The sequence below is a fragment of the Mesorhizobium sp. M7A.F.Ca.CA.001.04.2.1 genome (genome assembly GCF_003998485.1).
Classification (GTDB): Bacteria; Pseudomonadota; Alphaproteobacteria; order Rhizobiales; family Rhizobiaceae; genus Mesorhizobium; species Mesorhizobium ciceri.
This window is the reverse complement of sequence record NZ_RZQT01000043.1, coordinates 29,814-44,923: the sequence shown is the minus strand read 5'-3', so window position 1 is coordinate 44,923 and position 15,110 is coordinate 29,814. Positions and strand designations below refer to the sequence as shown.

The following is a 15,110-nucleotide window of genomic DNA, read 5'->3' as shown; positions in this document are numbered from 1 at the left end:
TGCCAGCAGCTACGCCGCCAGAGCGTCATCCGCAGCCTGCTTGATCAGCCATTCGATGTGATTTGACCACATCTGCAACACCTCGCGCTTCTCCTTGACGTTGCTATAGAGATCGTAGATTTCGCCTATGTCTGTCAGGGACGCCGCCTTGTGATTCAGTATGTGCTCGATGACGTATGGCAATACCTGCCGCCTGCCGAGATTTGTCGCGAGCGTCCTGCGCAGATTCGTGAAGGGTCCAGTTCTCCAAAGCCACCCCGTCAATATTGACCTTGCCGTCTAGAGCCTTCTTGCCCTTCGCGTAGCCTGAAAGTGGCTTCTTTCGTTGCCCCTCGCAGGGAAAACAAACGTGTCATTGGTCTTCGGTACCGACTGGGGGACCGACACCGCCAGTGTGGACAGCGGAATAAGCGTAGGCTCTTCGTTCTTCGGGCGGTCACCCGATAGTTCCCATGTTCCGGCTTCAAGGTTGAGTTCAGACCAACGCATCGCGGCAACTTCCGTACGCCTCTGTCCGGTCAGCATGAGCAGCTTGACGATGGAGCCGAACGAATAGCCGCTATCGCCCGGTTCGGGCTCACAGCCCGTCCATATAGCCGCCAGTTCGGCATCGTTCACCACTCGCTTGCGCTTGACGATCGGGGCCGGATACCGGATTTTCCAATCCCTCGGGGGGAAACCGCGACGAGCCGTTGCGGCGGTTTGCGACACCAGTTGAAAAATGCAGCATATAACAGAAGGCTGTGTTAGCCGCTTGCGGGTGACCCCCGGCGACGATCTTCTCGGTGATGTTAGCAATGTCGGTGTCGGTCACATGGTAGACAGAGCGACTCCCGAGGGCAGGCACAAGATACCGGTTCAGGCTGGCCTCGACCAGTTCCCAGAAATCCCATTCTGCCTTGCCGGTCTTTGCAAAGCCCGCTCCCTTGCATTTGCGCCGATCGGCCGACCCCGTTCGAGGAAGGGCGTGATCTGGTCGGCGGCATGCAGAATCGGGGTGGCGCGGCTGGTCCGGTCGGACGCGGTCTGATCGAGGAAGCCAGCCGTAATGCCGGCGGCTCGTGCGGGAAGGGCGTTCATGAGACGGTCCTGTCGGGCGAGCGGTTTGGGGGCGATCACCATAGTTGATCAGGCTCCCGAGTGGTGCATTCTCGTAAATGTCGCTTGCGGACATATGTTTGCTCCTTGTCCAGAAACAGAAAAGGCCCGATGGGGCAGCCGGGTCCAGGGCGGTGTTTTGAGGGTCGCTACTTGGCGGCCTGGAGGTGATCGCCGTCGCCGTCCTCGGTATCGTCAGCGCTAATCTGCGCCTGATTCGGCAAGGAAGGCTGGCAGTTCCGAGGAGCTATGCTGGAATTTGGGTGACGAGGCTGATCAAGCGGCGCTCTGCGGCTTCGTTTTCGATGACCTCGATTCCGTCCAAGAACCTGGCACCTGCGATGAGTTTCGGCAACTGATTTTGTCCTTTCAATCGTCGCCACCTCCTGGCCGCGGCCATGACCAGCTTGAAGACCATCAGCTGGGCGATTTTCCAGGATAGCGAGCCCTTGGTACGCACCGTGCGGTGGCGAACGGTCGCAAAGACGCTTTCGATGGGATTGGACGTTCGCAGATGATCCCAGTGTTCGGCGGGGAAATCGTAGAACGCCAGCGACGCATTCTGATCTTTCGTCAGGCAGTCGACCGCCTTAGCATACGCCTCGGCTTCCATCTCGATCGCCTGCGCAAGCAATTTGCGCGCGCCGCTGCCAAGTACATCCGTCAGGGTATCACCGATTTCGTCGGGCTGACGAAGGCGAACAATGTGTTGATAGTCTCGTTCATGGCGTATCACTCTCCTTGAGAGGTACTGGCAGGCTTCATCACCCGCCTCGATACGCCGCTCTCCTCAAGCCGTCATCATCCAGTTTCCGCCATGGCTCCCCCTGATTGATCCGCTTCACCTGTGCAACTGCACAGGCTGCCCTAGCGGGGAGATTGGCCTCCAATGGCGAAAACTTGCCGCAGGAGACCCTTCCGATGACCGTGCCTATGGCGCCGCCGCTACGACAACTTGCCGACAAGCAGCGTGCGACCCACTGCCGCGCTACTGCGCCTTCAAGGGACGTCTGGATCGCGACGCAGGAGCCGATGACCGTTACGGAATCAATTCCAGGTCGCGCTGGCCGTCGCTGTGCCCGTTCGACGGTCTGGTGGCAATTTGGGCACATCTTCTGTCGCCGACAGTGGCGATGGCTGACGCTTCAACGAAACGGGGTCTTCGACGTCTGCTGCCTTCGCCGATGCTTTGCGAAGTGGCATAATGTTTCGACGCACGCAGGCGCGGGCAGGGGATGTCAGTCATGAATCTCCTGACTGGCGCGGATCAGGCCGATTGGCGGGATGAAAGATCATACGACTACACCGCTGGCCTGACGCTGCGGGAGTGGGCTTGGGAGTTCTTACGCCGCAATCCAGCGTTCCAGCGCGATCTGACCGCTGCGCGCCAGCATTGCAAGACTTGGTCTCTCCAATCCTTTCTCGATATGGTCGCGTCGGCCGGCGACCTGTCACGCTGGGGTGTTCTGTTTCGCGGAGTCTTGTGGCCGCGCTTCGGTCGTATTCTGGTGTCCGCTCTGGTGCGTCCATGTGCTGCCGGTCATTGCGGAACGGTTGCCTGCCTCGTCGCCGACACCGCCGTTCGAACTCTCGGCATTGCCCTGTCGTGCAATCGTCCTGCTGGCGCCCGACAAGAGCCAGCATGTTCTTCTTCGCAATGCGGACCACGCGCTGCAGCTCGCCGTCTCGGGCGCGAATATCCTCCACCCTGTTTGCCTGCATACGCAAGCCATCTGGCCCGCGGTGCTTTTAAAGCATCGACTGAGGGGACTGGAGTGCCTCAATGCTCTCAGTCTAGGGCAACAGTTGCCCCCCCGCTTGTTTGCGCCGGAAAAGCGCGGCGTTCGTTTGTCCTTCGTTCTTCGTGCGCTCGACGGTTCGCTCGCCGGAGCACCTCATCGCGAGCTCGCCGAAGTTCTCATCGGTCAACGGCGCGTCCATGCCGACTGGGCGGATCCTCGCGATCATCTGCGCGACCGCATCCGTCGGGCCGTCTCGCGTGGCCGCGCGCTCATGAATGGTGGCTACAGAGATTTCCTAATTTGAAAAGCGACAGTCCGCGCTGTGCGTCGGTGGATGAACGTTCGCTCGCAGCTGTACCCGTCACCAACAGTTCGCCCGCCGACAGGACTGCATGGCGCCTTGCAAGTGCGCTCTGGTCTAGCTTGTCGATGCCGAAATGAGATGGGCGAGGGTGCCAAGGCGGTGGTTCATTAGGGCCGGCCTCGACCTGGACGCACATCATTGGTCGGAAAGCGGCGTGCACCGCAATGTCGCCATAGCAGCCAAGATCCTTTGAGGCCGGACCTGCAGTCCTGTTGGACCGGCGGGTGCAACAATATGGAGGGATCTGAGGCCTCACACCGTTCCCTGGTCGACAGCTCGGTCAACATAGCACCCACCGCTTGATTATGGAAATGGTGTGCCTGGAGTGCAGCGAGTAGCGGCTTGCTGCGCACTGTCCTAAGAATAGCAGTCATGACCCGTCTGGGGTTCTGCAACACGACGATTCAACCGCTTGGGCATTGTCGCATATCCCACAATGTAGAATGCGCAACAGGGCAAAAGCTGATCCATCGGCGGTTTTTCAATGCTTTTTTGCTTGGCACGGCACATGCAACGCAATCGGCAAAAGGCGCACGAACTGAGTGGCCCATCGGCCCTAGGAGCGCTGACTTATGCCCTCCCAAGGCATGTCCGGCCCGGCAGCGAGCTCAGTCTCCTGCCGGGCATCCGTGTTTCAGGTCAACGGCGTTTGGAACTTCCAATTAGGTGGCGGCATTGACCGCAGGCCGCCCCCGGTGGGGCGGAGAGACAGTGCAGCAGGTTTCAAATCCCGCCCATGCAAAGATATTTCATTTCCAGATAGTCCTCGAGGCCATGACGGGAACCCTCCCGCCCGATGCCGGATTGTTTGATCCCGCCAAACGGTGCCGCCTCCGAGGACATGCGTCCCGTGTTGATGCCAACCATGCCATATTCCAGAGCCTCTGCCACACGCCAGACCCGCTTCAGGTTTGAGGCATAGAAGTATGCGGCGAGGCCGTAGATCGTGTCATTGGCCTCGCGCACGACCTGATCCGCATCGTTGAAGCGAATGATCGGCGCGAGCGGCCCGAATGTCTCCTCTTGCGCGACTGCCATGACGCTGGAAATCTCGGTGAGGACCGTGGGTTCGAAAAACGTGCCATTCTTGCCGATACGCTGGCCCCCGCATCGTATTGTGCCGCCTTTCGCAATGGCATCTGCGATGTGAGACTCGATCTTGGCCAGAGCATGCTTGTCGATGAGCGGTCCGATGTCCACTCCGGCATCGAATCCGTCGCCAACCGACAAGTGCCGGATTCTTTCCACGAATTTCTTGACGAACTCATCGTGAACGCTCGATTGGACGTAAATGCGGTTCGCGGAAACGCAGGTCTGGCCGGCATTGCGGAACTTCGCCTGGACCGCACCGTCAACAGCACCGTCAATGTCGGCATCATCGAAGATGATGAAAGGTGCATTGCCGCCGAGTTCAAGGCTGACCTTCTTGATCTGGTCAGAGCACTGACGCATCAGCAGCCGTCCGACCTCGGTCGAACCGGTGAAGCTGATCTTTCGAATCTTGGAATTGGTGCAGAGTTCACGGCCCACGCGATCACCTTCGGACGCATAGATCAGGTTGACCACGCCATCGGGAAGGCCGGCCTGATGGGCGAGGGCGAACATTGCGCCAGCCACAAGCGGCGTCTGTTCAGCGGGCTTGAGCACGATTGTGCAGCCCGCAGCCAAGGCCGGCGAGATTTTGCGCGCCACCATGGAGGCCGGGAAATTCCATGGCGTGATCGTGCCAACAACGCCGATGGGCTGCTTGATCACTAGCATTCGGCGGTCTGTCGAGGGTGCCGAGATCGTCTCCCCATAGACGCGATTGGCCTCCTCGGCATACCATTGCAGATACGCCGCCGCATGCGATACCTCTGAAATGGCTTCGGCAAGCGGCTTGCCCATTTCCGCTGCGCCATCTGCTTTACCACATCTCGCACGATGCTCAGTGTTTGGGCAGCGCAGTCCGAGCGTGTCTCTGTCGTAACCAGAAGCGAGTCAAGGGTTAGTTCAGAGCTGACGTGATAGGCAAGGCCGCGTTTTTGACGTACCTCCTCGTAAAGGCGGGAAGTCAAGTATGAGCCGCCAAGGATGTCGTTCAGCAGCACGGCCGCGTAGAAATCCGGCGCGCTAGGCTTCACGCCAGGCCAGGCCAACGTCAGCGAAGTCTGCGGCAGGTCGTAGTTCTCCTCCACCAGTTGACCGAGTTTCGGCGCGACATCGTAGACGGGGACGAGGGTTTGTTGCTCAGGCAAATCACCAAACAGCTGGTCAAGCCTTTCCCTCAACGTGTTCGCGTCAATGTCACCCACCACGGCAATATGGAGCCCGTCGCGAGCGAAAATGGCCTGGTGGAAGGCGCGGAGGTCGGACGGCGTGATGCCGGGGAGGCTCTCTTTTGTGCCTTCTCCCGGCCTTGAACAAGGATGCGCGCCATAGATCGCGCGCAGCCATTTGCGCTGAGCGATGGCGTTAGGGTCTCGCTCGCTGCCGACGATGCGGGAGACAATCTCGGCGCGGACGCGATCGATCGGCCCCTGGTCGAAGCGCGGCGCGTTCAGCGCGAGCCGAAGCAGGCCGAACGCCGCGTCCTGCTTTTTGGAAAGCATGCACATCGATCCGTAGATGTCGTCGCTTTGCGCGTCCAAACTCATTTCGGCGCCGGCATGGTCGAGCTTCACCTGGAAGGCACCGCTGTCGTAATGGCCAGCGCCTTCGATGAACAGGCCGGCCATCAGTTTGGCCATCCCCTCCTTCCCGACCGGGTCCTGCTTGGTGCCGCCCTTGAAGGCAAAGCCGATGTTGACGATTTCCACTGTGTGGTCCTCCACCAGCCAGGCGATGATGCCCTTTTCGGACTTCACCTCCTGGATGTTCATCGCAGCATGGGGCCGAGCGCCGAGCGTCATCTCTTGATTCTCCGTCTTGGGCAAGAGATAGCCCGTGGTCGAACGGTCGAACGCGAGATAGCGGGCGGCAACTGCTTTGATTTGCTCGGGGGTAACCTTGCGGATGCGATTCGGCCGTTCCTCGACATCCTTCACGGTACCGCCGGTGGCCAGCGTCGAGCCGTAGATGCTGGCGAGCCAGTCCAGGTTGTCTTCCGCAAAGATCATATTGAGCAAATAGTGGTCCTTGGCCTTGCCTAGTTCCTCGTTGCTGACACCATCCTCGGCAATGCGGGCAACTTCGGCAGCGGCCGCCGCTTCGAGATCAGCCAGCTTGGCATCGCCGCGCGGTGCGCCATAGATGGCGAACTTGGTGTCGTCGAGCATAGTGCCCTGGAAATAGACGCGGGCGCTGGAAGCGATACCTTGCTGGACAGCGAGCGCCTGGTAGAGCCGGCCGCGGTTACCGCCGCCGAGAATTTCGGCCAGCAGGTCGAGCGCTTCGGCCTCGCCCGGCTTGGCGGTGTGGTAGGACGGCACCACCCACTGCGTCGGAAAACTGGGCACGCTGACGCGGGCGTCTGAGAGCGTGACGGTGCGCCTGGTGTTCTGCTCGGGCTCAACCGGCCGGATGCGCGGCGGCAGGTCAGGTCCGCGCGCCACCTTGCCATAGGTCTTTTCGGCCAGCGCCCGCACCGTGTCCGGTTCGACATCGCCGGCCACGATCAGCACGGAGTTGTTGGGCCAGTAGTACTTTTCATAGAAGACGGTGGCGTCGACGCGGTTCAGCTGCTCGATCTCCTGCATCCAGCCGATGATCGGGATGCGATAGGGGTGGTTCTGCCACAGCGTCGCGTCGATCTCCTCATGGAGAACGTCCTGCGGGTTGGTGTCGGTGCTTGAGCGGCGCTCCTCGATGACCACATCGCGCTCGGTCTTGACGACATCGTCGGTCAGGATGAGGTTTCGCATTCGGTCGGCCTCGAAGCTCATCATCAGCTCGAGCGCCGACGGCGCCACTGTCTGATAGAAGGCGGTGTAGTCGGAGGAGGTGAAGGCGTTGTTGGAGCCGCCGATCTCGAACACTGCGCGGTCGAATTCGCCGCCCGCATGGTTGGTCGTCGCCTTGAACATCAGATGCTCGAAGAAATGGGCGATGCCGGATTTGCCCGGCGGCTCGTCGGCGCTGCCGATCTTGTACCACACCATGTGGGTGACGATCGGCGCCCGGTGGTTGGGAATGACGACCACCTCCATGCCGTTGTCGAGCACGAAATCCCTCGCCTTGCCGTCCTCCCATGCGACGGGGATCGGAGCCGGCCCCGCGCCGACCAACTCGGACGCAACGGACGTCCTGCGAAGCCCATGAGTGCGGGGCTTGCTTGGTAGTTCTGGTAGGGAGAGTGGGGTTATGGGCTGCGTTCCTGGCAAAGTGATCTGTTCCTCATTTTGAAGGATCTATGTCTCCCGAACGCCTATTGGGAGAAAGTGGATCGGCACGCGACGCCGAGCCACATGAGCCGTCAGCGTGTTGCTGGGCCTGACGCGAGCCTCATCTTTGGATGCGTCCGGGAAGCTTTCGGCATGGTGAGGCCATGGGAAGTCTGCTCGTTATCCATTGGGTGTTTGCGGATACCTGAGCATGCCCCGTGCCAAGTAAGAAAGCCCCGATTCGCAAGGTTTGATCCAACCTTGATACTTGCGATATCCGACATTGTCGGGCATCCGACAGAAAGCGCCTTTCGCCGGCGCGCCGGCTATGACGCTCGCCTCCTCCGGCGTGACGACGATCCTTTGGCGGGCGCCGCGCACACCGATCTGCCCGCCTATCAGCACCGCGACATCGAAGGACAGCGCGATCGTGACTGGATGGGTCTTACGCAAACATGCAGCAGTGCCACCGCGATCAGGACTTCATCCGCCCCACAAAGACCCGAGCGCGAGGGACGACGTGTAAGGCAACATGTCATCCTCGATAATGATGCCGCGCATAAAGAGGTAAGGTCCCTCGTCGTACCGGCGAGCCCCTTCGCTGGGTCTCGCGAGGGTCTGGTTTGCGAACGTCGACCGACAGCATCACGGCATGGGCGGCCCCATCGGTAAGCAAGCATTGACCGTGCCATCAGCGTTGAGGCAGCGCAGAGCCCAATTTCCCGGTGCCAGCCGGTACGTTGGAGCTTCAACTGTGGCCAGCCAAGCGGGCCGAGGCCGTGAAACTCCTGATACCCTGGACCGTCCGGATTGCAACGCACGACGCCTTGGTCTCGCGCCAACGTCCATTGACGCTCAGCGAAGCATCATGCGGACGAGCTGGGAAAGCTTGGCCGGGCCGGCGCCTTCCCAGGCGCATGGGACGCGCGACGACCCATGTGGACCTTGGATTTCACTACGCACTTACGCTGCTTTGGCCTTGTCAGCAGCCTGAGCATAAAGCGTGCTCAGCTTTCAGGGCGAGCCTCTTTCATGTTGATAGCATCTGTCGTCATTCAGGATCGCCCCATTTTCGCATGCCGCTTGCAGCTTTCAGACTGTTGTCAGCCAGGGCCGCCATAAAGGGTCTCGTTTAACGCATTCGGGAGGCTTCATCACTCGACCACATTAATTTCGGGCGGTTCGCCGGCGCTCCGAATGGCACTTAACACCAGATCCTCTCCAAACCCGTGATGATCCAAGAGGAAAACGAAAAATCCCTAAATCATAAAAAAGCACCGATACGGTCGGCTCCAGGCTGATGAAATTGCGGTCTCACTGGCCACGCACGATACTTGCGATGGCGATGGCCATTGCAAAGGCCGGTCAAGCACCCAAGACGCTGACAAGCACGCCTCCGACCAAAGCTCGATCGTTGGCAGCCTTTCTAGCCGTATACTTGGGGCATTTTGGGACGGCGATCCGGACGCCGATTAAAACCTGCCGGTCGTCTAAATGGAATGGTTGGTCCGGGTCCTTACTGGACCCCGCCAACCCGATCGGGCCGGCGCACAGGGGCACCCAGACAATTGGACACGTCGCCTTTGCGCGGCGGCTTGCACTTTCTCGGATGGCCTTTTTTCTCCCCGGGCGAAATCGAGCGAGCGGTGAGGCGGAGCCTTCGATTTTGCCGATCATGTCGTGTCGCTTCGATCGAACTGCTCAGACGATGATAGCGGCATTGATTGCCGCGGCCGAAATGCGTTGTGTGAAGTACGATTTCTACGCCGTATACATACTGCCGTACAGTTCGCCCTGTCAGCAGCCTTGCCAGCAATCCGCCCTGTGTCCAACTGTCGTCGAATTCACCGGTGTCATTGAGGAATTCGTATGATCGCCTCGAAACCATCATTGCGACCGCGGGCGGGCGACGCAAGCTCTAGACTGCCACCGATCCGCTGGATAACCATGTTAGCGATATGTAGACCAAGGCCTGAGCCCGCAGCAGGAGTAGCACCACGACTAAATCGCTTTGTAAGCCCTTCGAGGTCGGGGAGGGGCACCACCGGTCCGGCGTTTGCAATAGCGATGGTTCCATCAGTTTGGACGGAAACTGTTGTCGGAACAGTGGGCAGTCCATGTATCAGCGCATTCTCGATCAGGTTACGAAGGAGGATCCCAAACGCATCGACATCCACTTTGCGCATCAAAGTGGGGCAGCCGTCGACGTTAAGATGCAGGCGTCCGGCATATTGCGGCTTTTTCCTCAGGTCGTCGATTTCCAGCCGAACCGATCGGACAAGATCGATCGCGTGATCCGCCATGCCAACCCCCGATTCGGCTTGAGCGAGCTGAAGCACTTTTTCGACAAGGCGGCCAAGGCTCGACAGCGCTTGCTCGATTCCGCGCGCACGCATTTTGGCCGACCCATTGGGAAGCTCGGCCACTAATCTCTGCATCTGAGCGATTGAACCTGCGATCGGCGTGCGCAGTTCATGCGCACTGTTTGCGGCGAACTCGCGTTCGGCCTCGAGAGCCGCCCGCAGACGATCGAGAAGCCGATTGACGGATGCCGCGATTGGAGCCAACTCTGCCGGGAAATCGCCCAAGTCCATTGGTGACAGATTGCCGCCGTCGCGCGATCCGATCTGCTGTCGCAGTACCTCGATTGGCCGCAGCGAGCGCCGGATCACGATCCACCAAACAGCTAAGCTAAAGGGCAGGAGCACGAGTGTCGGAAGGAAGACAAAAAGTGCGCCCTTCGCGATTGTGGTACGGCGGCCATGAAGCGGTTCGGCCAACTGATGATACACGCCGTCTTGGATCTCCTCTGTGTAGACGCGGTAATCAGCGTTTCCCCAAAAGCCGTTACTCAGGGGAGCATCAGGGAAGGGCTGCTGACCCTCTTCCGGTTCAGAAATAAGCACTATCCCGTACTTATTAATAACCTGCTCACGATAGGTAAAGTACTTTTCGTAAGTGGGAAAGTTGTTATTGTATTGATCAACGTGTTTTCCATTCAAGACCTTGATCAGCTCTGGTTGTCTGTACTTTGCGCTCCCCTGGAGCAAGTCATCCGAACTTTCGTTTACATTATTGCAAAAAATGAACGCAGCCATGGTTGGGGCGGCGATCCAAACCAGGAGCGTTGCCCCGCCTAACCACGATAGCAGCTTTCTCGTCATGCTGTTCGAGTTCGTCATGTGACCACGAGCCTGTATCCGGAGCCACGCACGGTTGCTATTCTATCCCCGCCGATCTTCTTGCGGAGCCGGCTGACATAAACCTCCACTGTGTTGCTCTCGAACTCCGAATTGAATGAATAAAGCGCGTGCTCGATCCTCCCCTTTGAAACGACCGAACCGGGCCGGCGTAGAAGGCAGTCGAGCACCGCCCATTCGCGTCCAGACAGGTGGACCTCCTGCCCGTCGCGGAAGAGGCGTCGCTCGGCTGCCTGTATGGAAAGCGTCCCAACCGAAAATTGCGGCTCCGGAAAATGCCCTTGGCGACGTGCCACTGCACGGATGCGTGCCGAGAGTTCCCCCAGATCGAACGGCTTGACCAAATAGTCGTCGGCGCCAGCGTTGAGCCCCTCGATGCGATGCGAAATCCGATCGCGGGCTGTCAGAATGATGACCGGCGTTGTATCAAGCCCCTTGATCAGCTCCCGCAGATAGTCGATGCCATTGCCGTCCGGCAGGTGAACGTCGAGCAAAATAACGTCGTAGCCGGCCACAGCTGCATGACCGCGCGCTCCGGACAGGCCCTCGGCCCAGTCGACCGCGTGGCCACCAGCCACCAAATGATCGTGCACAGCACTTCTAAGGTCGTCGTCGTCTTCAATGAGCAGTATTCGCATCAGGCTGCCGAGCTCCGGTATGAGGGCAAGGCTCCTGCCTTATTGATCGAAGCTGACAGTAGGCTGAACCGGCGCCAGCGAATATCTGGGGGCTTTCAGGCTGCTGTCAGCTACAATTGCAAGAAAGGGGTCGTTAACAAAGCCAAACGAAGAGCCCCTATGAAACCCCTCCTGATCTCGGCACTTTTGCTCAATGTGACCACCGGCGGCTGTACACTGGTTGGCGGGCAATTCGACGTGGCGGTCAACGAATGGCAGCCGCGCCACGCGTCAATGTCCAGGCTTGAAACTGACAGGTGTCTTAAATACGAGGGCACCGTAGCGGGTGCCTCCAGTTATCGAACAGTGCCTAGCAGGTCAGAAGTGCACTTTGACCATAGGGGTCGTCCGTATTTTCGGCGCTCGCGAACAGAGTCGACGGTCAATCGATGCGCCACTGCCAGAGTCTGGAACGGTCAAGTGTTTGTTATCCCCCGTCCGGGCCATATTCTCTGCCGAGGACCAAGAAGGCCCTATTTTCGGTGCCCACGAACAGAGCCAACGGTCAATCGATGCGCCACTGCCAGGGTCTGGAACGGTCAAGTGTTTGTGATCCCCTGTCCCGGCCGTGTTCTCTGCCGAACTCGCCCTTGTAGTCGGCACACCAAAGATCGTTAGGGCGACAGCCGTTTGAAAGTGGTGTCCCCGTCGCCCTGTTGCGCCTGCGCTTGCGGCGCTCGACCATGCCGGCGGTCGAGCACGGCATGCACGGTCGAGATCGCGGGCCGGTGCACATCCGGATACAGCCGGGCCAGCCGCTCGCGTATCTTCGGCGCACCCCATGTCGGCTTGTCTTGCTTGAGGCGCACAATCAGCTTCTCGATTTGAAACGGAAGCTGATTGGCGTGGCGATAGGGCCGCCGCGATCGGTCCGTCAGCCCCTCCAGGCCGCTGTCGTTGTAGCGCGTGAGGATCTTGTAGCCGGTCTTGCGCGAGATATCGAACTCCCGGCAAAGCACCGCCATCTTCTCGCCGTCCAGCAGCCGGGCGACGAACTTCAGCCGCTCTTCCATGACGTTACACTCCTTCCAAGGCACCTTGCTCTCCTTGCAAAGGGCCGAAAGTGTAACCCATCTATCCGGAATGAACTGTCACCCATCTCTCGGGAAGGGCAGTCATGGCCAAGGCAACTGGAAGCCGAATTTTCTTTTAGAGTATGAATCAGCGCCGTCTGCCGAAAAGCGCGTCCACGATCTTCCCTTTTGAAACGACCGTGCAGGGCTGGGGCAGACGGTAGTCGAGCACCGCCCATCCGCGTCAAGTCAGGTAGACCTCCTGCCCGTCGCGGAAGAGGCGTCGCTCGGCTGCCTGTATGGAAAGCGTCCCAACCGAAAATTGCGGCTCCGGAAAATGCCCATGGCGACGTGCCACTGCATGGATACGCGCTGAGAGTTCCCCCAGATCGAACGGCTTGACCAAATAGTCGTCGGCTCCAGCGTTGAAGCCCTCGATGCGATGCGAAATCCGATCGCAGGCTGTCAGAATGATGACCGGTGCCGATTCAAGTTCCTTGATCAGCTCCCGCAGATAGTCGATCCCATTGCCGTCCGGCAGGTGAACGTCGAGCAAAATAAGGTCGTAGCCGACCACAGCTGCATAATCGCGCGCTTCGGACAGGTTCTTGGCCCAGTCGACCGCGTGGCCACCAGCCACCAAATGATCGTGCATAGCACTTCCAAGGTCCTTATCGTCTTCAGTGAGCAGTATTCGCATCATGCTGCCGAGCTCCGGTATGAGGGCAAGGCTCCCATCTTATTGGTCGAAGCTGACAATAGGCTGAACCGGCGGCAGCGAATTATTTGGGGAGCTTTCAGGCTGCTGTCAGCTACAACTTGCAAGAAAGGGGTCGTTAACAAAGCCAAACGAAGAGCCCCTATGAAACCCGTCCTGACCTCGGCACTTTTGCTCAATGTGACCCCCGGCGGCTGCATCAGCAAATTGATTTGGGAAACAGGCGCGCCGGTTCTAATGACCGACGCAGGCCGAGGTCTGGAACAGCTGGACCAGCGAACGGCGTCTTCGGTTTTTCAGGCAACAGCCACATGGAAGAATATGATTGGCTCGACCATGCGCCGAGCTTTGTCGAACGGATTGGTCGCGGGCGCACTACCACAGATTATGGCAGGTTTACGCCCTGGCCTTGACACCCGGGGTGATCGTCACCGGCGGAGCCGCGGCGTACTGATCGGATATCTAACGTCGCTGAGTCTCTCGTCGGTGCAGTGGATCTCTCGGCTTAGCCATCATGCAAAAAACGACGGTTCCGCGACACCACTTTTCAGGTCCGTGACACAGGCTTTGTGAGCCGATCTGTTGTTCTTACCCCAGGCTAATGGCTGAACAGCTCTGTCGCCGGCTCGATGCGCCAGATGGCGCGATGTTTTGAACCCTTTCACGAGGCGACGGCAGCAGCCGACCGGCTCTCCTATCGCGGCTCCCGCGATCCACACACCCAGCAAGGGAATCTACCATGGTAATGAAGGCACCGGTTGCCGACGCTAGGAATGGGTCGGTAGTAGATCGGCTGGTCGGCATCGACCTCGCTCGGGGCCTGGCTGTCTTCGGGATGTATGCCGCCCATCTCGGTCCCGACCCCGGCGAAGGAGGACTAGTCGGGTTTCTGATGGAACTAACCCATGGGCGGCCGTCGGCCCTGTTTGCCGTATTGGCCGGTTTTTCAATCCTCCTGATTACAGGTCGCAAGGCGCCGAAGTCGGGGATAGCCGGTAGACAGGCCATCGCCAGAGTCGCAATTCGTGCCCTTGTTTTGCTCGCGCTTGGCTCAATCCTGGGCTGCCTCGGTACCCAGGTCGAAGTCATCCTAGAATACTACGGAATTTGCTTCTTGTTGGTATTGCCGCTCCATCGGCTCAGCGCATATCAGCTGGGCTTGATCGCTGCCGCTACGGCATTAGTTCTCCCGCAAGTCCGTTCCTCCCTTCTGTCGGTTGCCCCCAACCTCCTCGACCCGGTCTTCAACCTCATGGTCAACGGCTACTATCCCGCGGTGACCTGGGTTCCTTTCCTCATCGCTGGCATGGCCATCGCGCGCCTTAATCTTAATACGCTAGCAGCGCATTGGCGCCTTGGTCTGGCGGGGGTCGCGCTGGCCGTGTTGGGCCATGGGGGATCCTTGCTCGCGCTGAGTTCCCGCGCTTTGACTGAAACCTCCTTGTGGTGGTCTGACGTTGACGGCGCTTTTGAGCCTTCCAAGTCGTCATTTATAGTCAAGTCGTCATGGATAGCCGCACCTCATAGCGAAACGACGCTTTCGATCGTGGGCAGCACCGGTTGCGCAATGATCATCTTGGCGGCTTGCATGCTCGCTGTGGATGCGCTCCCGCGTCTGCGAAAGCTGGTCTGGCCAATAATCGCAGTCGGCTCGATGTCTTTGACGGCCTATGTGCTGCACATTGCGGGAATAGCCTATCTTATGAAGATAAACATTTTCAAAGACGAGAGCCTGTCCACGCTCTTTGGCTTCGTTGTGGTTATCAGCACTTTTGCGGTGCTTTGGCTGCGCGTCTTCCAGCGAGGACCGATGGAAGTGCTGATGGGTAGGGTCGCAGATCTCGCGCGTCACATCCGCTGAGCACCGCCGCGCCCCGGCCTCCCGATCACATTACGGACAAGGTGGGGCTTTGTCCAAAGCTTGTTCGCGGCAGGGGAGGGTACTTCCTCCCACCCTGCCGCCTTGTTGATGGAAGCTAAAACGGTCGCGCAGGCGC

8 protein-coding genes and 4 pseudogenes are annotated in these 15,110 nt (G+C 59.2%); 2 read left to right on the top strand and 10 right to left on the bottom strand.

The annotated features are described in order from the left end of the window. Positions 1-9: 9 nt before the first annotated feature. From EN955_RS34810 to EN955_RS16030, 3 genes are all read right to left on the bottom strand, one after another. On the bottom strand, positions 10-183 hold the full coding sequence (locus tag EN955_RS34810; RefSeq protein ID WP_155924992.1) for a hypothetical protein: 174 nt from the start codon (positions 181-183) through the stop codon (positions 10-12). 394 nt (positions 184-577) lie between these two features. Continuing rightward, complete coding sequence (locus tag EN955_RS34805; RefSeq protein ID WP_164769883.1) at positions 578-1,174, bottom strand: hypothetical protein; 597 nt, start codon at positions 1,172-1,174, stop codon at positions 578-580. Positions 1,175-1,345: 171 nt separating this feature from the next. Then, entirely contained in the window at positions 1,346-1,834 is a 489-nt protein-coding gene (locus EN955_RS16030) for a transposase (RefSeq protein ID WP_024505394.1), read from the bottom strand. 794 nt (positions 1,835-2,628) lie between these two features. Between EN955_RS16030 and EN955_RS16025 the strand changes: the two genes are divergently transcribed. Further along, the gene (locus tag EN955_RS16025; RefSeq protein ID WP_224570032.1) at positions 2,629-3,144 is read left to right on the top strand and encodes a DUF2285 domain-containing protein; all 516 of its coding nucleotides are present in this window, start codon (positions 2,629-2,631) and stop codon (positions 3,142-3,144) included. A 783-nt stretch (positions 3,145-3,927) separates the two neighbouring features. Here EN955_RS16025 and EN955_RS16020 read toward each other — a convergent pair. The 7 genes and pseudogenes from EN955_RS16020 to EN955_RS15990 form a co-directional block, all read right to left on the bottom strand. Further along, positions 3,928-5,097 (bottom strand): annotated as a pseudogene (locus EN955_RS16020) (NAD-dependent succinate-semialdehyde dehydrogenase); the annotation flags it as partial. A 56-nt stretch (positions 5,098-5,153) separates the two neighbouring features. After that, positions 5,154-5,795 (bottom strand): annotated as a pseudogene (locus tag EN955_RS35405) (pitrilysin family protein); the annotation flags it as partial. 309 nt (positions 5,796-6,104) lie between these two features. Then, positions 6,105-7,409 (bottom strand): annotated as a pseudogene (locus tag EN955_RS16010) (peptidase M16); the annotation flags it as partial. Positions 7,410-9,358: 1,949 nt separating this feature from the next. Next, entirely contained in the window at positions 9,359-10,669 is a 1,311-nt protein-coding gene (locus EN955_RS16005; RefSeq protein ID WP_164895698.1) for a HAMP domain-containing sensor histidine kinase, read from the bottom strand. Positions 10,670-10,683: 14 nt separating this feature from the next. Further along, positions 10,684-11,343, bottom strand: a complete 660-nt coding sequence (locus tag EN955_RS16000) for a response regulator transcription factor (protein ID WP_024505389.1) — start codon at positions 11,341-11,343, stop codon at positions 10,684-10,686. A gap of 619 nt (positions 11,344-11,962) precedes the next feature. Next, a pseudogene (locus EN955_RS15995) lies at positions 11,963-12,395 on the bottom strand (helix-turn-helix domain-containing protein); the annotation flags it as partial. Between the two features lie 244 nt (positions 12,396-12,639). Next, positions 12,640-13,098 (bottom strand): response regulator transcription factor, encoded by a 459-nt coding sequence (locus EN955_RS15990; RefSeq protein ID WP_224570033.1) that lies wholly within the window; start codon positions 13,096-13,098, stop codon positions 12,640-12,642. Between the two features lie 754 nt (positions 13,099-13,852). Here EN955_RS15990 and EN955_RS15985 point away from each other — a divergent pair. After that, a complete protein-coding gene (locus tag EN955_RS15985; RefSeq protein WP_024505387.1) occupies positions 13,853-14,974 on the top strand; it encodes a DUF418 domain-containing protein in 1,122 nt (373 codons plus the stop codon). The last annotated feature ends 136 nt before the right edge of the window (positions 14,975-15,110 follow it).